General features: G+C 33.8%; 17 protein-coding genes and 1 other RNA gene. 12 read left to right on the top strand and 6 right to left on the bottom strand.

Annotation, left to right across the window (positions count from 1 at the left end; genetic code table 11):
• Positions 1-58: 58 nt before the first annotated feature.
• Complete coding sequence (locus BW936_RS09625) at positions 59-1,231, top strand: 2-isopropylmalate synthase (RefSeq protein ID WP_076548175.1); 1,173 nt, start codon at positions 59-61, stop codon at positions 1,229-1,231.
• Positions 1,232-1,233: 2 nt separating this feature from the next.
• The gene (leuB, locus tag BW936_RS09620; protein WP_076548174.1) at positions 1,234-2,352 is read left to right on the top strand and encodes a 3-isopropylmalate dehydrogenase; all 1,119 of its coding nucleotides are present in this window, start codon (positions 1,234-1,236) and stop codon (positions 2,350-2,352) included.
• 1 nt (position 2,353) lies between these two features.
• Here leuB and BW936_RS09615 read toward each other — a convergent pair whose 3' ends face one another.
• Complete coding sequence (locus BW936_RS09615) at positions 2,354-3,577, bottom strand: TlpA family protein disulfide reductase (RefSeq protein ID WP_076548173.1); 1,224 nt, start codon at positions 3,575-3,577, stop codon at positions 2,354-2,356.
• Between the two features lie 122 nt (positions 3,578-3,699).
• Here BW936_RS09615 and pheT point away from each other — a divergent pair, with 122 nt between their 5' ends.
• Positions 3,700-6,129, top strand: a complete 2,430-nt coding sequence (gene pheT / locus BW936_RS09610) for a phenylalanine--tRNA ligase subunit beta (RefSeq protein ID WP_076548172.1) — start codon at positions 3,700-3,702, stop codon at positions 6,127-6,129.
• On the opposite strand, the gene BW936_RS09605 is transcribed toward pheT, so the two are convergent.
• Complete coding sequence (locus tag BW936_RS09605; RefSeq protein WP_076548171.1) at positions 6,130-6,702, bottom strand: fasciclin domain-containing protein; 573 nt, start codon at positions 6,700-6,702, stop codon at positions 6,130-6,132.
• A gap of 204 nt (positions 6,703-6,906) precedes the next feature.
• On the opposite strand from BW936_RS09605, the gene BW936_RS09600 reads away from it, so the two are divergent.
• The gene (locus BW936_RS09600; RefSeq protein ID WP_076548170.1) at positions 6,907-7,629 is read left to right on the top strand and encodes a hypothetical protein; all 723 of its coding nucleotides are present in this window, start codon (positions 6,907-6,909) and stop codon (positions 7,627-7,629) included.
• Positions 7,630-7,639: 10 nt separating this feature from the next.
• Here the strand turns inward: BW936_RS09600 and BW936_RS09595 are convergent, their stop codons facing one another.
• Both BW936_RS09595 and BW936_RS09590 read right to left on the bottom strand, forming a co-directional pair.
• Positions 7,640-8,767: a hypothetical protein gene (locus BW936_RS09595; protein WP_076548169.1), complete on the bottom strand. Its 1,128-nt coding sequence runs from the start codon at positions 8,765-8,767 to the stop codon at positions 7,640-7,642.
• A 32-nt stretch (positions 8,768-8,799) separates the two neighbouring features.
• Positions 8,800-10,422 (bottom strand): ABC-F family ATP-binding cassette domain-containing protein, encoded by a 1,623-nt coding sequence (locus tag BW936_RS09590; protein WP_076548168.1) that lies wholly within the window; start codon positions 10,420-10,422, stop codon positions 8,800-8,802.
• Positions 10,423-10,601: 179 nt separating this feature from the next.
• Here BW936_RS09590 and BW936_RS09585 point away from each other — a divergent pair, with 179 nt between their 5' ends.
• The gene (locus tag BW936_RS09585; protein WP_076548167.1) at positions 10,602-11,984 is read left to right on the top strand and encodes a transaldolase; all 1,383 of its coding nucleotides are present in this window, start codon (positions 10,602-10,604) and stop codon (positions 11,982-11,984) included.
• Between the two features lie 29 nt (positions 11,985-12,013).
• On the opposite strand, the gene BW936_RS09580 is transcribed toward BW936_RS09585, so the two are convergent.
• Both BW936_RS09580 and ffs read right to left on the bottom strand, forming a co-directional pair.
• A complete protein-coding gene (locus BW936_RS09580) occupies positions 12,014-12,820 on the bottom strand; it encodes an SDR family oxidoreductase (protein WP_076548166.1) in 807 nt (268 codons plus the stop codon).
• Positions 12,821-12,909: 89 nt separating this feature from the next.
• An RNA gene (gene ffs / locus BW936_RS09575) (signal recognition particle sRNA small type) lies at positions 12,910-13,008 on the bottom strand.
• 132 nt (positions 13,009-13,140) lie between these two features.
• Between ffs and BW936_RS09570 the strand changes: the two genes are divergently transcribed.
• The 7 genes from BW936_RS09570 to BW936_RS09545 all read left to right on the top strand — a co-directional run bounded on the left by BW936_RS09570 (position 13,141) and on the right by BW936_RS09545 (position 20,226).
• Positions 13,141-14,196, top strand: coding sequence for a glutaminyl-peptide cyclotransferase (locus tag BW936_RS09570; RefSeq protein WP_076548165.1), 1,056 nt, complete (start codon positions 13,141-13,143; stop codon positions 14,194-14,196).
• 4 nt (positions 14,197-14,200) lie between these two features.
• On the top strand, positions 14,201-14,587 hold the full coding sequence (locus BW936_RS09565) for an acyl-CoA thioesterase (RefSeq protein ID WP_076548399.1): 387 nt from the start codon (positions 14,201-14,203) through the stop codon (positions 14,585-14,587).
• Between the two features lie 25 nt (positions 14,588-14,612).
• Positions 14,613-16,157 (top strand): hypothetical protein, encoded by a 1,545-nt coding sequence (locus BW936_RS09560; RefSeq protein WP_076548164.1) that lies wholly within the window; start codon positions 14,613-14,615, stop codon positions 16,155-16,157.
• A gap of 144 nt (positions 16,158-16,301) precedes the next feature.
• A complete protein-coding gene (locus BW936_RS09555) occupies positions 16,302-17,033 on the top strand; it encodes a LytR/AlgR family response regulator transcription factor (protein WP_076548163.1) in 732 nt (243 codons plus the stop codon).
• Between the two features lie 135 nt (positions 17,034-17,168).
• Entirely contained in the window at positions 17,169-17,345 is a 177-nt protein-coding gene (locus BW936_RS19620) for a hypothetical protein (RefSeq protein ID WP_159439011.1), read from the top strand.
• A 94-nt stretch (positions 17,346-17,439) separates the two neighbouring features.
• Positions 17,440-19,518, top strand: a complete 2,079-nt coding sequence (locus BW936_RS09550) for a tetratricopeptide repeat-containing sensor histidine kinase (protein WP_143744093.1) — start codon at positions 17,440-17,442, stop codon at positions 19,516-19,518.
• Between the two features lie 39 nt (positions 19,519-19,557).
• Positions 19,558-20,226, top strand: a complete 669-nt coding sequence (locus BW936_RS09545; RefSeq protein ID WP_076548161.1) for a response regulator — start codon at positions 19,558-19,560, stop codon at positions 20,224-20,226.
• The last annotated feature ends 80 nt before the right edge of the window (positions 20,227-20,306 follow it).

Here is a 20,306-nt window from a genome sequence, read left to right as displayed (position 1 = left end):
ATAGGTATTCTGTTTTAGGTTATATATTCGTTTGACGAGTAAAACTACGGAAATAATTATGAGTAAAGAGATCGTTCAAATATTTGACACTACTTTAAGAGATGGAGAACAAGTACCGGGCTGTAAATTAGACCGGGAACAAAAATTGGTCATTGCTGAGCGCCTAGATATTCTTGGTGTTAATGTAATTGAAGCCGGTTTTCCTGTTTCTAGTCCCGGAGATTTTCAATCTGTTGAAGCCATAGCCAAGCTTGTAAAAAATGCTACAGTTTGTGGATTGACTCGCGCGGTCAAAAATGACATCAAAATTGCCGCCGATGCTCTTAAATATGCTAAAACTCCAAGAATTCATACCGGTATTGGTACATCTGACTCGCACATAAAGTTCAAATTCAATTCTAATAGAGATGCTATTATAGAGCGTGCAGTTGCCGCTGTTAGTTACGCTAAAACCTTTGTTGAAGATGTTGAGTTTTACGCCGAAGATGCTGGCCGCACAGATAATGAGTTTCTTGCTCGTGTTTGTGAGGCTGTTATTAAGGCAGGTGCTACCGTTTTAAATATTCCTGATACTACAGGTTATTGTTTACCAGATGAATATGGTGCCAAAATAAAATACTTACATGAAAATGTAAAAGGTATACACAATGCCATTCTATCATGTCACTGCCATAATGATTTAGGCTTGGCAACAGCAAATTCTATTGCTGGTGTTGTTAACGGTGCAAGACAGATTGAATGTACCATTAATGGCATTGGCGAACGTGCCGGAAATACTTCTTTAGAGGAAGTGGTCATGATAATGCGCCAACACCCTAATTTAAATTTTGACACTACCATAAATAGCAAGCTACTTTATGACACCAGTTTAATGGTATCCCGTAAAATGGGCATGATGGTACAACCTAACAAAGCTATCGTTGGCGCCAATGCATTTGCCCATAGCTCAGGTATTCATCAAGATGGCGTTATAAAGAACCGCGAAACGTATGAAATCATAGACCCTGCCGATGTAGGTGTTACAGAATCCTCTATTGTTTTGACTGCTAGAAGTGGTAGAGCCGCCTTGGCCTACAGAGCAAAAATTGTAGGTTATGAACTAACTAAAATTCAACTAGACGATGTTTATCAAGAATTTTTAAGGTATGCAGACACTAAAAAAGAAGTAAAAGATGATGATATTCATCAAATCATAGAGACTTCAAATATAGATTTACAAAGTATTAGCTAATTATGCATTTAGACATTGCTGTTTTAGAGGGAGATGGTATTGGACCTGAGGTCGTTGCACAATCTATAAAGTGCTTACGTTCTGTTGAAGAAACGTTTGGTCATAGTTTTACCTTTAAAAAGGGACTCATAGGTGCTTCTGCAATCAAGCAAACCGGTAGTCCTTTGCCAAAAGAAACTTTAAAATTATGCAAAAACACAGATGCTACATTATTTGGTTCTTTGGGCTTACCTGAATTCGATGATGATCCTAAAGCAAAAGTTTGGCCTGAGCAAGGTCTATTAAAATTACGTAAAAAATTAGGGCTATTTGCCAACATTAGACCCGTTAAAGTATTTCCTTCATTAATAAAACAATCGCCCCTTTCCAAAACCCAGGTAAAGCATACAGATTTAGTTATTTTTAGAGAACTATCTGGAGGAATATATTACGGAGAAAAATCTTTTAACCAAGATAATAACTCCGCTACGGATACTTGTACCTATACAGAGGCTGAAATTAGTAGAATTACACATTTGGCTTTCAAATCTGCTCGTTCTAGAAAAAAGAAAGTAACATTGGTTGATAAGGCCAATGTACTTGAAACATCTCGACTTTGGAGACGTGTTGTGCAATCCATATCTGAAAGTTACCCAGATGTAACGCTCAATTGCCTATTTATTGACAATGCAGCTGTACAGATGATTTTAAACCCTTCTCAGTTCGATGTTATTTTAACCGATAACATGTTTGGTGATATTCTTTCTGACCAAGGTAGTGTTATTGCAGGTTCTATAGGCCTATTGCCATCTGCCTCCGTAGGTCTAGAACATGCCATGTTCGAACCTATACATGGCTCATACCCAGATGCAGCAGGTAAAAATATCGCCAACCCCGTTGCTTCTATATTAAGCGTTGCCATGTTATTACAGCATTTTAAAATGAATGAAGAGTCTGATGCCGTGGTTGCTGCTGTTCTAAAATCATTTTCTAAGAAAATTGTTACTCCAGATATTTTAGGAAGTTCTAAATATGGTACCAATTACGTGGGCGATTTTATAGCAAACAACATCATGGAATTAGACGGTAGTTTTAAAATAAATGATGAAAATATTGGATTAGGAAAATCAACCATTATCTAAACTATTCATTGCTCAATTTGGCGATCAATGTACTGAAACTGGTTTTAAATTCTGTATACTTCTTTCCCGTAGCTGGTCCGTTAAACCCTGTATGAACTTTTCTGACGTTCCCCTTTTTATCAATAAAAATAGTAGTAGGATAAGAAAGTACATGATTTAACATAGGTAGCTTTTCTTGGGCTAATTGTTTATCATAAGTCCCAAATTGTGCCAATAAGATTGGGTACGTAACACCTGCCCTATCTATTAGCCGTTTAATACCTTTAATTGCTTTTTCTTTTGTTTTAGCAGATTCAAACGCCAACCCAATAACCTCTATGTCGTCATTACTCTTTAGATAATCTACCAAAAATTTAGTTTCATCCAAACAATTTGGACACCAGGTCCCCATTAATTGAACGATGACCACTTTGTCTTGATATTTTTCATCACTTAAAGAAATCATGTTTCCTTGAATATCAGGAAATGTAAATGCCAATTTATCATATCCATCGTTTAAAAAAGTTAACGAATCAGGATCAGGCAATTCAAAACCGTCATTTCTAGTTGCAATGAAAGGCTCTTTAAAATGGTTACCTGAGTAAAAAATACCATGCATAGTAGAATCGGTAATTTTTGCATTAAACAGAAAGGCATGCGCTCCGTCAAAGGCAGATAGTTTTAGAGAATCTCCATCGAGCACCCCTTCTAAAAACCTATAATCCCCTGTAGTAGTTCTAAAGGTACCCGTTACTTTATTATCTTCTTGCAAAAAAATACCCTTACCAACATATTCTTCTGTTAAATCTGGACTAAAATAGGTTTCCCAAATACCAGAAACATTTCTAGAAGCACTATCATTCTTAGTTTCAAATCTATTAACAGTACCATACGTAGCCGTAAACGGTACAATTCTATCTAAACTTTCTTTAATAAACTGCCCGTGCATAATTGTTTTGGTAAAAGTACCTGCCAAATAGCCCTCAAAAACCGGGGTTTGCATAATAATAGAATCACCCCTAATTTCAACTTCATCCAGATCTATTACTTCTTCTGCATTAAAAATTTGCATAGAATACCCTCTTTCATCATTTTTTACGACCTTTAAATTAAAAGGCAAAACCTGATTATCCATAACATCTAGCTCTACAAGCCACATACCCTCAGACAAATTTGTATTTTTCGTATTTTCCTCACACCCAACAAATAACATTAAAACGCAAAGTAGTACAATACCAAATCTCATAATTAAGTTTTAGTTTGTAATTAACAATTAAAATATTAGAATTAAAAATTAAAATAAAGACTTCATAGCTTATTGAATGTATTAGGGCATTGTTTTATCTTTGCGAACTATAAATTTTTTGAATGAAAATATCATATAACTGGCTTAAACAGTTCATACAAATAGATTGGGAATCCGAAAAAACCGGAGAACTTTTAACTGATCTAGGCTTAGAAGTAGAAGGTGTCGAGAAATTTGAATCTGTTAAAGGCGGATTAAAAGGTATTGTCGTGGGGCACGTTTTAAGTTGCGAAAAACACAGCAATGCAGACAAGCTAAATGTCACTATGGTAGACTTGGGCCTTGAATCACCTGTACAAATTGTCTGTGGAGCCAAAAATATTGCAGTAGGTCAGAAAGTACCGGTTGCAACCATAGGCACAACACTTTATACGGCTGATGGTGAAGCTTGGACCATTAAGAAAGGTAAAATTAGGGGAGAGGAAAGTTTTGGCATGATTTGCGCAGAAGACGAGTTAGGCCTTGGTAGTAGTCATGAAGGTATCATGGTGCTTGATGATAACCTAGCGGTTGGTACACCATGTTCAGAAGTTTTTGAAATTGAAGAAGATGAAGTTTTTGAGATTGGCTTAACGCCAAACCGAGCTGATGCAATGAGTCATTTTGGAGTAGCCAGAGATTTAAAAGCCGGACTTAAACAAAAGGAGATCAACAAAGAGCTGATCACCCCTTCTACAAGTCACTTTAATATAAACGATAGGTCTCTAAAGATAGATGTCGATGTACTAAAAACGGATCTAGCTCCACGTTACTGCGGAGTTACCTTGAGCAATCTTATCGTACAGCCAAGCCCTACTTGGCTACAAAATAGACTTAAAGCTATTGGCCTTACGCCAAAAAATAATGTTGTTGATGCTACCAATTATGTACTGCACGAACTAGGTCAACCTCTACATGCTTTTGACGCTGCCAAAATTAAAGGGAATAAAATTTTAGTTCAAACCTTACCAAAAGGTACCAAATTTATTACTCTAGATGGTGTTGAAAGAACTTTACATGAAGATGATTTAATGATTTGCGACACTGAAAAACCTTTGTGTATAGCTGGTGTTTTTGGCGGATTGGGTTCTGGGGTTACAGAAGAAACTACCTCAATTTTTTTAGAGAGTGCTTATTTTAATCCGGTATCTATTAGAAAATCGGCCAAGAGACATGGCTTAAATACCGATGCATCATTTAGATTTGAACGAGGCATTGATATTGAAAATGTAGAATACAGCTTAAAACGTGCGGCCTTACTCATTAAGGAAATTGCCGGTGGTGAAATAACTTCTGATATTTATGACCTGTATCCTAAAAAGCATCCAAACTTTGAAGTTTTTCTTGCGTTTGAAAAAATCAATAAACTTATTGGACAAGAAATTCCACAAGATACGATCAAATCTATATTGGCTTCTCTTGATATTAAGGTTAAAAACGTAACTGAAGCCGGAATGGGACTTGAAATACCTTCATACCGCGTTGATGTACAACGCCAAGTAGACGTAATTGAAGAAATTTTAAGGGTTTATGGCTACAACAATGTAGCATTCAGCCAAAAACTTAACGCTTCTATTGCCACTACAGAAGCTACTGAAGACCATATTATACAAACGATTATTGGTAACTCACTTGCGGCAAAAGGCTATTTTGAGATTTTAACCAATAGCTTAACAAACCCTAACTATACTACCTTATTAGGAAATGAGAATGAAGAAGATAGATCAATTGAAATAATTAATCCGCTAAGTGGCGACCTATCCGTATTACGTAGAACTTCTCTATTCTCTGCTTTAGAAACCGCTAGCTACAATATTAACCGTAGAAGATCCAATCTGAAATTGTTCGAATTTGGTAAAACCTACTACGCAAAGGCCAATAAAAGAATAGAACCAAAATACTTAAGCATTTTGTTATCAGGAGGCTCAATGCCAGACAATTGGACGTCAAATACAACACCAACTTCTTTTTTTGAATTAAAATCTATTGTAGAATCTGTTTTACTAAGACTTGGTATAACTCATTTAAAAAGTGAACCTATTAGCTCTGTAATGTTCTCTGAAGGATTAACATTTACACACAATACCAAAGAATTGGTGTCTTTTGGTCTGGTAAAAAAGTCTATCCTAAAACACTTTGACATTAAACAAGATATACTTTATGCAGATTTTAATTGGGGTGCTGTTTTAAAACAAATTACTACATCACCGGTTGTATTTAAAGAAATACCTAAGTACCCAGAAGTAAAAAGAGATTTTGCCTTACTCTTAGATCAAAAGACCACATACCGTGAACTTTATGACCTTGCTTTTGGATCAGAACGTAAATATTTAAAAGAAATGACCCTTTTTGATGTTTATGAAGGTAAAAACTTACCGGAGGGCAAAAAATCATATGCAGTTAGTTTTACTTTGCAAGATGATAAAAGTACTTTGACAGAAAAGCAAATTGAGAAAATAATGTCAAAATTACAACGTACTTACGAGAATAATTTGAACGCAACACTTCGTTGATCAAAGTATTTTTTCTGGAATAAAAACGGTATCCACTTCATGAATGATACCGTTAGATTGATTGGAGTCTGCGGCAGTAATAACCGCACTGTTTCCTGATATATCCGTTAGTACGATTTCCACACCCTTCATAGTAGCTGTAATTTTCTCTCCTTGTATTGTAGTAAATTCTGCAATACCATTACCCCTGCACATTGCCTTTAAGATTTTGGAGGCCGATAATTTATCTGCTATGATATGATATGAAAGCATTGCCTTCAATGCTTTTCTATTTTTAGGATTATATAATTTATCGATAGTTTCTTTGGAAAGCTTTTCAAATGCCAAGTTGGACGGTGCAAAAAAAGTGAAGTCTCCAGTATAATCTAAAACCTTATCTAAATTTGTTACTCTAAGTGCATTTAATAATGTGGAATGATTCTCAAAGCTTTCCGTACGTTCTATTATGGACTTTTCTGATGGCACATCAGGTACTAAATGATCAAATTTTATTTCAACAATATTATCCTGGGCACAAACCTGAACACCTAAAAATAGGGCGCATAGGGGTATTAGCGATATCCACTTTTTCATTATAGTTGGTTCTTAAATGGCAAATGTTCTAGAAATCGTTAAACGGATCAATTTCTTCGTCAATATACAATTAGATGTCTTTGACACCTAGCTAGGATAAAGCTAACCACTATATTTTAACATTTTATTAACTTATAATTTAGCCGTTAAAAAGGTAATAAAATCCGTAATTCATTAATTTTGAGTGAATTGATAAAAAAATACATGTTTCTACCTAAAACGAATATTGCCGAAAAACTTTCTAAAGTTAGAAATAAGCGCGTTTTAACTGATGAGACAAGGATGAAAGAGGTTTATGACCTCCTTAACAGCCTAGACCATGAATTTAACAGAATTGAACAGAATATAGCACTACGCAATGATGGCTGTATCAAGAACTTTAATATAGATTTATTGGAAGGTTCCAAAATTTATCACATTGAAGAAATAAAGCAAATTTGTATTGATTACCGATTACGTTTTTTGGACACAAAATATTTTAAAGGACCTATACCTCCAGAAGCTTTATCAAAAATTAAAAGTTTGGAAAAAGAACATCATCTAGAGATAACGGCATTTAAAATAATAGCCCCATCTAAACTTTTTAAACTTAAAGATAAAGACGACCCCCTACTATTTGCACCACTGGGTAATGGGTATCATTATTTAATACATCAGTGGGGAAATGACCTTAATCCGTTACGCAAATTATTAATGTGGCCTTTTAAAAATATTGTAAACCTAGCCTTCTTAGTACTATTGATAAGTTTTGTTATAACTATATTGATACCAAATGGATTATTGTCCAAATCAAATTCAAATGCTCATTTTTTGCTATTATTCTTATTTATATTCAAAAGCATCACCTCAGTGGTAATTTTTTACGGATTTGCCATGGGCAAAAACTTTAATACCGCTATTTGGAATAGCAAATATTTTAACAGCTAAACCTAAAAAATTATTTTACAAATATAGTTTTAGGCACCCCATCCAAATCAATATTATCAATTAATTTAAATTCAGGAGCCGGAGTAATTCTTAAAATCCCACCTTTATCTGCCTGACCATTTTTCTCATAACCAATTAGAACAAAATTATTCTTTTCATCATACGCTATCGCCGATGTATTGGCTATATTGTATTTCATATTTAATTCAGTCTCCGTCAAGAAATTTTCAAATAGATATACTACAGTATTGTTTTTTTCAAAGTCATAAATAGCCGGCACCTCCTCTATTTTTGCTGTTGGCACGTTTTTCTGAAAATAAAATTTACCGCTATTATCCATATAATAATCGGTCGTTGTAATAAAACCAGGTTCTGTATTCTTGCCATAAGTGGTGTACGACTTATCTAAAGTAATAGGGTCTAAAATAGTGTGTAATTCAGGATAACTAACAATGACATCACCATTAGTATTGGTAAATAAACGTTGTGCATCCAAGCCCAGATCTAATTCCATTAAAACTTCATTGGTATTTAAATCAATAGCAGATAAATGAAATTCATCTGTTATGAATTCATTTAATGTAAGTACAAATAATCTATTTGTTGAAATAACCATATCAACTGGTTTCTTGTCTAAAGAGATTTCTGTTGGACTATTAACCGTACTCATTAACGAATTTATACGAACTACAGATTGCTTATCCTTACCTAGCAACTCTCTCTCATAAGCTACTGCCACAATTTCATTTGAATGCGCCATTGCAAGCACATTAATATCACACGCACTTGTGTCTTCAAAAAGCGTTACGGATTCAGAAGTAGAATTTTCTTCCTTATACCATTGTAATGTTGCTTGGCAATTGGTAGTAGCGTAATAACTTATACCGGTTTCCGTTCTATAGGTTATAGCGTTAGAAGGTATGTCATTAAATGAACCCAACGTGCTTTTTACAGCAAACCCCTCATTATCTGATTCCACGACAACCCCATTTAATTGACTGTTATTTTGTAGGAAGACCGTATAATCTACTTGCACAATGGATGCCACTTCTTCCTCTTCAACTTGTTCAGAAGATTTTTCGCATGCAAAAAAACTTAAGGCCAGCACAAAGCAGACCACATATTTGTAGGTTTTCATAAAACATTGATTTGGGTTAATCTATTCTATGCTTATTCAGCGTACATTTTGTTACGCTGATCTTTTAACGCCTTATCAGACATATATTCATCAAACGTTGAATACCTGTCAATGTTGCCTTTAGGAGTCAACTCTATGATTCTATTTGCAACAGTTTGTGCAAATTCATGATCATGTGTTGTTAACATAACAGTACCTTTAAAGTTTTTAAGAGAATTATTGAATGCCGTTATACTTTCTAAGTCTAAGTGGTTTGTAGGCTCATCTAACATTAACACATTAGCACGCATTAACATCATTCTACTCAACATACAACGTACTTTTTCTCCACCAGAAAGAACCGTACATTTTTTTAAAGCTTCCTCGCCACTAAATAGCATTTTACCTAAGAAACCACGTATGTAAACCTCTTCGCGCTCTTCTTCAGTTTTGGCGTATTGGCGCAACCAATCTACCAAGTTGATGTTACTTGTAAAGAAGTCTGAATTATCTGCGGGCAAATAAGACTGGGTAGTTGTAATACCCCATTGAAAAGTACCTTTATCTGCCTTTTTATTTCCATTTATAATATCATAGAACGCTGATGTTGCTCTAGAATCTCTAGAAATAATGGTAATTTTATCTCCTTTTGCCAAGTTGATGTTTACGTTATTAAATAGTATTTCACCTTCGTCAGTTGAAGCTGAAAGTCCTTCTACGTTTAATATTTGATCACCGGCCTCTCGCTCCCTGTCAAAAATTATTGCAGGATATCTACGGCTAGAAGGCTTAATATCATCAACTTTTAATTTGGATAACATTTTTTTACGAGAAGTAGCTTGCTTACTTTTTGCAACGTTTGCACTAAAACGAGCAATGAACTCTTGCAATTCTTTTGCTTTCTCTTCTGCCTTCTTATTTTGTTGCGCACGTTGGCGAGCAGCTAACTGACTACTTTCATACCAAAACGTATAGTTACCAGAGTATAAATTCAGTTTACCAAAATCAATATCACCAATATCCGTACAAACGGTATCCAAGAAGTGACGGTCATGACTTACTACAATTACCGTGTTTTCATAATCTGCCAAGAAATGTTCTAACCAACTGATCGTTTCATAATCCAAGTCGTTGGTAGGCTCATCCATAATCAACACATCAGGATTACCAAATAACGCTTGTGCCAATAACACACGTACCTTCAATTTAGAGTCCAACTCAGACATTAAAGTGAAATGTAAATCTGCGTTTATACCAAGGTTAGACAATAAGGCAGCTGCGTTACTATCGGCATTCCACCCGTTCATTTCCTCAAATTTCACTTGCAACTCCCCTATTCTATCCGCATTTTTATCATCGTAATCAGCATAAAGGGCATCTATTTCTTTTTTTATTTCGTAGAGCGGTTTGTTACCCATAACCACAGCTTCCAACACCGTAAAATCATCGGCAGAATTATGATTCTGTTCTAAAATGGACATTCTCTTACCTGGCTCTAAATGTACATGACCAGAAGTTGGGTCCATTTGTCCTGCAAGAATTTTCAAAAAAGTAGATTTACCAGCACCATTAGCACCTATAATACCATAGCAATTACCTTGTGTAAAAGAAACGTTTACTTCATCGAACAATACTCGTTTTCCAAATTGAACAGAAAGATTAGAAACAGATAACATAGAAATTAAATTTTAAAAATCCGTGCAAAAATACTGAATTTATAAGGTTTTACTGCCTAGTTTACTATCAATTTCCACAAAAGATTCTTAAGTTAGCGCTTTACAACATTTAACTAGCTATTAACAACTACTGGTAATTAGGTTTACTATTTTTGACTAATACCAGTCCCATATACTATATGATAAGAATTTTACTTTCTACATGCGTAGCGTTAATAATGGGTTGCTCCTCTTCTAATAAAGATTCTGAAACTGTGGTCTTTGCTGGTGAAATCATAAACCCTACAAGTGATCAAGTGGTTTTATTAAAAGGAAGAATTAAAATAGATTCCGCTAAACTTGATGACAATAACAGATTTAAGTTTAAGCTTCCATCAATTGAAAATGGCTTATACCACTTTAATTTAGCCCCTGAACACCAATACGTATATTTAGAAAAAGGTGATAGTCTAATGGTTAGACTTAACACTATTTATTTTGATGAGTCATTAGTCTTTTCTGGCAGTAACGAAGAATCCAATAATTTTCTATTAGAACTCTTTTTAGCAACTGAAAAAGAAGATTTTTCAATGTATTCTGAGTATTACGAGCTAGAACCATTAGATTTTATTGCTAAAATTGAATCTCTAAAAAAAGATAAAGTTGCAAAACTAAAGGAGTTGAGTTCTGAAAATCCAATTTCCAAAGAAGCAATTAAACTATTAACCGGCAGTATAAATTATACATATTACAGATACTTAGAAATATATCCTTTTCAACATAAAAGAAAAACAGCCGAAGAAAATTTTCATGAATTACCAAAAGATTTTTACAATTATAGAAACAAGGTAAACTACGACGACCATACACTGACCTACCTAAGGCCTTATTATGATTTCATGAAAGCTCATTTTGGCAACCTATCCTATATGAGTTGTAAGAAGGATTGCAACAATGCTCATGAAGATGGAAGCAGACAATTGCATTATAAAAAACATAAATTGCATTTAATTGACAGCCTTGCAATTGAAAAAGAATTAAGGGACAATCTCTTTAGAAATGTGGCTTTTGATTATCTTTTAAAGAAAAAAGATGCTCCTGAAAACACAGAAATCTTCTTAAAAGAGTTTAAAAAAGTTTCTAAAAACAATATGCATATTGAAGAAATTGAGAACCTTTACCAAGGTATCACAAACCTTCAACCTTCACGAGTAATTCCAAATTTGACTGTTATCACTTTTGATAATGAAAGCAGAACATTAACCGAAATTTCCGCAAACAAGAAAGTCTTATTCTACTTTTGGTCAGGCGCTAATAAAAAACAATATTTGGATATTTTTAACCGCGTATCCATATTAAAAGAAAAGAAACCTGATTATGAACTTATTGGTATTAATATTAAAACCGATTATAATGAGTGGAAAAACATTTTATCGTCACATGGCGTAAACCCGGCATCACAATATCATAGTGATGATTTTAAAGAACTTACTGAAAAATTGGTACTCTACCCAATGAACAAGGCCATTATCACAAACAATACAGTTATAGTTGACGGATTTTCTAACATCTACCATAACTAAGTAACAATATTTATAGAACGGTCAATTTACTAAGAGCTATGTCCTTCCAACAATTTCTCAAACCAACGACCAGGCAATAAGCTCTTAAGAGTCAAAGAAAATTTTTGAATAAACGAACCTACCTTGTAATGAGGTTTAGGGTTTTTCGTTTTTATTATCTCTGCAATCTTTTTAGCAACATCATTAGGATCCCCGCCACTATCTACATCTGCGTCAATAGCTTCTAAAGTATTTTTATAAGCGAGTTTATATGGAGAATTTTCGTAAACCGGAGTATGATATCTACCAGAAGCAATATTCGTAGCAAAATCACCAGGCGCTAATGTAGTGAGATGAACTCCAAAAGATTTGGTTTCCATTCTATAGCTTTCCGTTACAATTTCCAAAGCCCCTTTCGAAGCCGAATAAACTCCCCTAAATGGCAGCCCCATATATCCTGCAATAGACGTGATGTTAATAATAAGACCTTCTTTTTGCTCCCGCATAACAGGCAATGCAGTATTCATCACATTTAACGGTCCGTTGAAGTTGGTTGCAAAAGCTTTTAACACTTCTTCATAGGGAGTTTCTTCCATGGGACCTGTAATACCCACACCTGCATTGTTAATCAACACATCAATTCTACCTTCTAATTCCAATAATGACGAAATACACTCCTTGATAGTACCTAAATTCCTAACATCCATCTCTAAAAGCGGAAAATCTGAAAATGAAGGATATTTACTCTTGTTACGCGTTGTACCGTAAACTTTATAGCCATTTGCTTTTAAATGTATGCCAATTGCTTTGCCAATACCTGAAGATCCACCTGTAATTAGTACTACTTTTGTTTTCATTTTATAGAAAATAAGCGATGCTAAACGTTATATAGAATTGGTTATGAATGTGTTGCCTAAAATTATAAAATCTCATTTTAAGGCACAAAAAAAGGCAAGCTACCTACATCGCACCGCTACGACCGTATACCCTTGCTGCGTTCCCACCCTGGGGGATTCTACAGGAGCTGGTCGTGTAGGACTTGCCAGGTGCAAATATACAATCTTTTAAAACTTTGGCAATCCTTTAGTTTCTTATTTTTATGAATTAAATTGCCTAATTATAACAAGTAATCTTTTTTCTCACACATATTACATCAACTTAAACACCCATTTCGTTAATGAAAACTATAAATTATATCTGTACCGTTCTTATTATCAGTTTATTTACCTCATGTGGCAGTGGTAATCAAAAAGCATCTTCCCTATTCGAAATTAATTTAGACAAAAATGTAAACCAGGTTCAACTAAATCAAAAAATTGGCGTTAGCATTAAAAATAAAAAGAAAAAACAGATAGAAAGTGTTAAATATAGTATAGACGGCGCCGCTATTCCTTTATATAATGACCAAATAAAATTTGATTTACCCACACTTGGCAACAAAGTATTGACCGCAAGAATCACTTTTGAAGGAAAAACGGTAGATATCAACAAAAACTTAAAAGTACTATCAGAAAAAGCTCCCGAAATTTACTCGTACACCATTATCAACGAATACCCACATGATACAAAAGCTTATACACAAGGTTTAGAGTTTTATAATGACACCTTATACGAGTCTACCGGAAAAAAAGGACAATCTTTCCTGAGAAAATTAGATTTTAAAACGGGTAAGGTATTTGAGCAAATAGATTTGGACGAAACTTATTTTGGAGAGGGCATTACAATATTAAACAACAAAATCTACCAACTTACATGGAAAAGCGGACTAGGTTTTATTTACGACCTTAAGTCCTTTAAAAAAGTAGACAATTTTCAATATGGAAAAAGTAATGAAGGCTGGGGATTAACAAATGACGGTTCTAAAATTTATAAAAGTGATGGCACCGAAAAAATATGGTTTTTAAATCCTGATACCATGACAGAAGAAGGCTATATAGAAACCGTAACCAACTCTTCTATTTTTAATTCGGCAAACGAGCTAGAGTATGTTGACGGAAAAATATATGCTAACGTATATCAGAAACCAAGTGTTATGATTATTGACAGTAAAACAGGTGCTATTGAAGGGGTTATTAACTTCAGCGGATTAAGTGATATGATTACCAAAACCGATAATTGGGACAAAACCAACTACGTACTTAATGGCATAGCCTATCACCCAGAACGCAAAACCTTTTTTGTGACCGGAAAATTCTGGAACAAAATGTTTGAAGTGCAAATTCAAAAAAAATAACAATATGGCATTTCAAAAACAAATTGTTGTTTCACAGGATGATCTGGACGATTTAAACCACGTGAACAATGTACGTTACGTACAGTGGATCCAAGATATCTCTAAAGAACACTGGCAAACGATCGCTACCGCTACAATGCAAAAAGAAGTTATTTGGGTAGTACTAACGCATCATATAGAATATAAGCGAGCAGCGATACTAAACGACCCTATTATCATTTCTACTTATATAGCGTCTAGCTCTGGTGCAAAATGTGTTAGAATTGTAGAGATGAAACATGGCACTACCTATAAATTATTAGTTAGGTCAAGTACAGAATGGTGTTTATTGGATAGTAAATCTTACAGACCACTTAGGATTCCAGAAGAAATCAAAGAAATTTTCCTGTAACTTTAATATGTAAAACTATTTTACCTTGGCACTTAGAATCTTAATTATACTTTCTGCTTTATTTGCTCTTCTTTGGAGCACTTCCTGTAGAAAAGATTTTGAATACGCCGAGAGCAATGGACATTTTTCATTTTCTAGAGATACTGTTTACCTAGACACCGTTTTCTCTAATATAGGTAGCAGCACGTACAGCTTAAAAGTGTATAATAACACCAAAGATGATATTATCATCCCTAACATAGCACTTAGAAATGGAAACGAAAGCTTCTATAGATTAAACGTTGATGGCGTTGCGGGCAAAGAATTTGAAAATACACCTATTTATGCAGAAGACAGTCTTTTTATATTCATAGAAACAACGATAGACATTACCGATGATTCTCTAAACGAATTACTTTATACGGATGCCATCTTATTTGATAAAGACCCTTTTCAGAAATCTGTTGAACTGGTCACATTGGCAAAAGATGCTATATTTCTTTACCCTAGCGATACCAGAGAAAATAAAGTAGAGACCATTATTTTGTACAACGATGAATTTGGAAACCCCATAACAGTAAAAGGCTTCGAATTATCTGATCATCATTTAAATTTTAAAAAAGAGAAGTCTTATGTAATTTATGGGTATGCAATAGTACCCGAAGACAAAGAGCTTCTTATTGACCCTGGCACCAGAGTGCACTTTCACCAAAACTCAGGCATTATTGTGCAAGATAAGGCAACCATTACCATAAACGGCCAATTAAGCCCTAATGATTCGCTTTTTGAAAATGAGGTCATATTTGAAGGAGATCGTTTAGAACCCGAATTTGAAAATATCTCAGGACAATGGGGAACTATTTGGATTAGTGCAGGAAGCATAAACAATAGTATTGATCACCTGACCATTAAAAACGCCGAGCTAGGCTTATATGTAGAAGGGCAAACTAATGAACCTGAAAAAACATTGACCATCACCAACAGCCGTATATTTAATAGCTCTAGACACAACCTTTGGACTAGAAACGCAAAAATAGAGGCTTCTAACATAATCTTAGGTGCCGCAGGCAAATCTTCACTTTTAATAGAAAATGGTGGTAGCTATTCTTTTACACATGCTACTATTGCTAATTATTGGAACAAGGGTTTCAGATCTAATGCCAACGTCACAATTAGCAATTCATCTAACTCTAATACAGAAAACGGCTTTGATTTACTACAAGCTAATTTCAAAAATTGTATTATTGATGGCAATAATTCTAATGAAGTTTCACTTCAACCAAATAATCAGGATTTATTCAATTTTAATTTTCAAAATTGTTTTATTAAGTATAATGAAAATCAATCTTCAACCATTGAAGACGGACTTTATAATTTTGAAAATGGTTCACATTATTTGAACGTAATATTAAGTGGAAACCTAGATTATTTTCAACCCTTCCTTAATGATTATAGAATTGGACTAGAATCAGAAGTTATTAATAAAGGAGATGTGAATGTTGGTAATTCTACCTCTTTGGATATTATTGGAACAGCAAGATCAGCTGAACCAGATTTAGGAGCATTTCAGGCAAAAGAGAAGGATTTATAAGTGAATCTAGATTTTTTTTGACAGATTTTTCGCTCACAGTCCCCGTAAACACTGATTTTATCAATATGTCCTTGGTTTTTATAAGGACATTCTAGGTCTTCTTTTTCTTACCTATGTTTAATTTCGTGGTACACACTAATTCTTTTGAGTTATACATATACCATAATAGATCCAGATGCTGTGTCAAATTTGCAACTGCATGCATTTTTGGACGAATATGGCGATTTTGAGTGTGTAAATACCACCAGCAACCCAACTGATGGATTAAATGATATTCTAAAATACGCTCCAGATATTGTTTTCATCAACCTTAATAATGATTACGCATCAGTATTTTTAATGGTTACCGAGATTCATCAGTACATGAAAGAATTACCTATATTAATAGCTATAGCCTCAACAAAAAACTATGCATACGATGCCATAAAAAATGGTTTCTTCGATTACTGGCTACAACCTTTCAATGAATTCGATATTCGCAAGTCGCTATTAAAGCTTCAAAAGAAAATGCCTAAAGAGGAAAAACCAATCACATTATGTTTAAAATCTTACAATGACTTTCAGTATCTGAATACAAATGACATCCTTTATTTGAAAGCTGATAATAACACTACAGAGTTTTTCATGAAAGATGGCACAATTATTAACGCCTATAAAACGTTAAAGACTTTTGAAAAATCGTTGCCCGATAACTTTATGCGTATTCACCAAAGTTATATTGTGAATACCAGTTATGTTTCTCGCATAAACTTTGGTAAATCTATTTGCGCCATAAAAGCGGTAAAAGAGCATATTCCTTTTTCAAAATCGTACCGTGAAAACATGGACAGCCTTAAAGCTATTCTCTCAAAAAACACCCTCTCTTCCTTAAATTAAAAAATTCTCTCAAAACTAGGTCATTTACTAACAGAACCTGGTCATATACTCAAGTTTCAAAATACTGTATTCCATACTTCCAAAAGGATATTACTTTGGCTGTATAATAAATCAAAAACCCCTAAAACACACAGTATGAAAAAAGTAACAAGTATTTTGGCAGTAGCAGTAATGGCATTTGGTATGACAACTGTAGTAATTGAAAACACAGCTAATGAATTTGATTTTATGAACGATATTTCTAAGGCTTTAGCTTGTGACGATTGTGTTATTGATACAGGAGATAGAAAACCGCCAAAAGGGATTGCATAAATAAAATTTACAAAAACAAAAAAAAGCCTTTAACAATCATGTCAAAGGCTTTTTTTTATACCTTGGTTTTTTCATCCCCATAAAATCATTTTTGTTGAACAAGCCTCATTTTTCCATAATATTACTACTGTTACTATGCATTGGCTGTTCAAAAATAGAACCAACAAAGCTAACACAAGAAAAAAATACTTCAAAAGATAGTATCTCTATCTGGATAGCTGAAAGTAATAAACCTGAGACTACAGAAGAACAAAAATTAGTGTTACCATTAAAAGCTTTTAACCTAGCGGAAAATACAAACAACGATTCCTTAAAAGCATTATATTTCTCTAAACTATCGTATAACCAAAATTTTATTACCGACAACTTACTATACCGTAAAATAAATAAAAATGCTATTTCCGCCAATATAAGAATTAATGATTCCATTGGTCTGGCTAATGCATACTGGGATTTAGCAGATTTTTATAAAAATAAAATCATAAGGGATAGCGCATTTTATTATTATGGAGAAGCACTAGATATTTTCGAAACTACTGAGGACAAATATAGTGCCGGGCAATTGCATTTGAAGATGGCCGTTATTCAAATGCAAATTAAAGACTATATAAGCAGTGAAGCAAACACCATAAAGGCTATTGAACATTTTAAATCAATTAAAGACGACAAAAGATTATTTAGTAGTTATAATCTTTTAGGTATTGTTTTGAATGATTTAAAGGAATATGATAAATCCTTAGCTTATTACAACGAAGCCTTATTTTACCTAAAAAAGACTTCCAATTCCAATATTGACGAAGCCAGTATTATTAATAACATTGGTGTAACCTATAGAAACAACAAACAGTACCCACAAGCGATTGAAAATTTCGAGAAAGTTTTAAGCACAAATAACTTATACACGAAGTACCCCACCCTATATGCCAAAGCAATTAGTAATCTTGCCACTTCGAAGTTATATAATCAAGACACCTTAAACATTGAACGTTTATTAATCAAAGCTATTGAAACAAAAGAACAACTTGACGATACTGGCAGTTTGGCGTCAAGCTATCATAGTTATGCTGAATATAAGGCTTATGCCAGAGATACATTAAATGCTATTGCCAAGGCTAAATTGGCAGAAGAATTATCAATTGCAGGTAATTCAAACGAACAACTGTTAAAAACGTGGCAATATTTAGCAGTTTTAGACAAGCAAAATGCAGCAGAGTATTTTACAAAATACACAGCATTAAATGATAGTCTACAAACAGAAGAACGTAAGCAATTGAACAAATTTGCCCGCATACGTTTTGAAACAGATGAGTTTATAGCTGAAAATATAGAGCTTGAAAGTGAGAAAGAAGTACTTTCTAAACAGAAACAAATATGGATCGGCATAGCAATAGGTTTATTTTTATTCGGTCTTTCTATATACATCATTATCAATCAGCGGGCAAAAAACCAAAAACTTCAATTTGATCAGCAACAGCAAGCAAATAATCAAGAAATATTCAACTTAATGCTCATGCAAAAGCAAAAAGTCGATGAGGTTAAACGCCTAGAACAAAAGCGAATTTCAGAAGAATTACATGATGGCGTATTAGGTAAAATGCTTGGTGCACGTATGATTTTAACCGGATTAAATAAGCGAGCTACAGATGAAGCTATTCAAGAAAAATCTAAAGCACTTGGTTCATTACAGGAAATTGAAAACGAGATAAGATCTATTTCTCATGAATTAAGCCATAGTGCCTATCAAAAAATCAACAATTTCACCGACTCTATTGAAACTCTTCTTAACAATAATAAGAATAGAAACATCAAAACTTATTTCCATTTTAATGAAGACGAAAATTGGGATAGATTAGCAGGTGATATTAAAATAAATGTATACCGTATTATTCAAGAAACTTTTCAGAATGCCATTAAACACTCTAAATGCACTAACTTTGAAATAACTTTTTATAGAAATGACAACAATTTCAATGTTATTATGAGCGATGACGGTATTGGCTATAACGTAAATAAAGGTAAAAAAGGTATAGGTATACGTAATATTACTTCTAGGATAGATAAGCTAAGCGGCTCCTTTCATATTGATTCTAGTGAAGGCAAAGGCACTACTATCTCTTTAAATATCCCTGTTAAAGTCGATAATAAAAAAACAAGTATTAATAATAATACATAATTTAAAAACGTTTAGTAAATTACAATAGAATCGTAAATTATGAATACTGTACGAATTTTAGCGGTAGACGACCACGAAATGACAGCTCTAGGATACAAATACATCTTAGAAGACTCCGATTTTACAGATTTTAATGTAAAAGTCGAAATTGCTACAAATTTTGAAAAAGGCAAAACAAAAATTGAAAACTCTAAACGAGCGGTCCCTTATGAAATCATTCTCTTAGACATTCAATTGTTTTCTCCAGAATCAAAAGACCCAAGAACAGGAATAGATCTTGGTATTATTGCTAGAGCAGAAGTACCCAAATCAAAGGTGGTATTCATGTCTTCTTATAGTGACAACTATAGAATAAACAATATTTTCAAGATGGTTAATCCAGATGGATATATGGTGAAATCTGAAATTGATGAAATGTCCCTCAAAGCTATGGTAGAGACTATTGTTAATGAATCCCCATATTATACTGCTAGCGCCCTATCGGCAATACGCAGAAGAATGTCAACAGACATTGTAATTGATGAGCAAGACCAGAAAATTCTATATCATCTTTCTCAAGGCATACACACAAGAGATATAGCGCCATTGATAGGATCAGCAAATACCACTGTTGAAGCTAGAAAAAGACAACTAAAAGCCCTTTTTGATGTCAAAAATGGAAATGATCTAGCATTGATCAACGAAGCTAAAACTCGCGGCTTCCTATAAATTACAATCTCGCAACACATTAACTACCAGTTATTTAAAAATATAATTTTTATTTTATTATAATAACCTCTGAAATTCTA

The sequence above is a fragment of the Maribacter ulvicola genome (assembly GCF_900155985.1).
Classification (GTDB): Bacteria; Bacteroidota; Bacteroidia; order Flavobacteriales; family Flavobacteriaceae; genus Maribacter; species Maribacter ulvicola.
The sequence above is the reverse complement of the archived record's forward strand: the minus strand, read 5'-3'. Positions and strand labels throughout refer to the sequence as shown.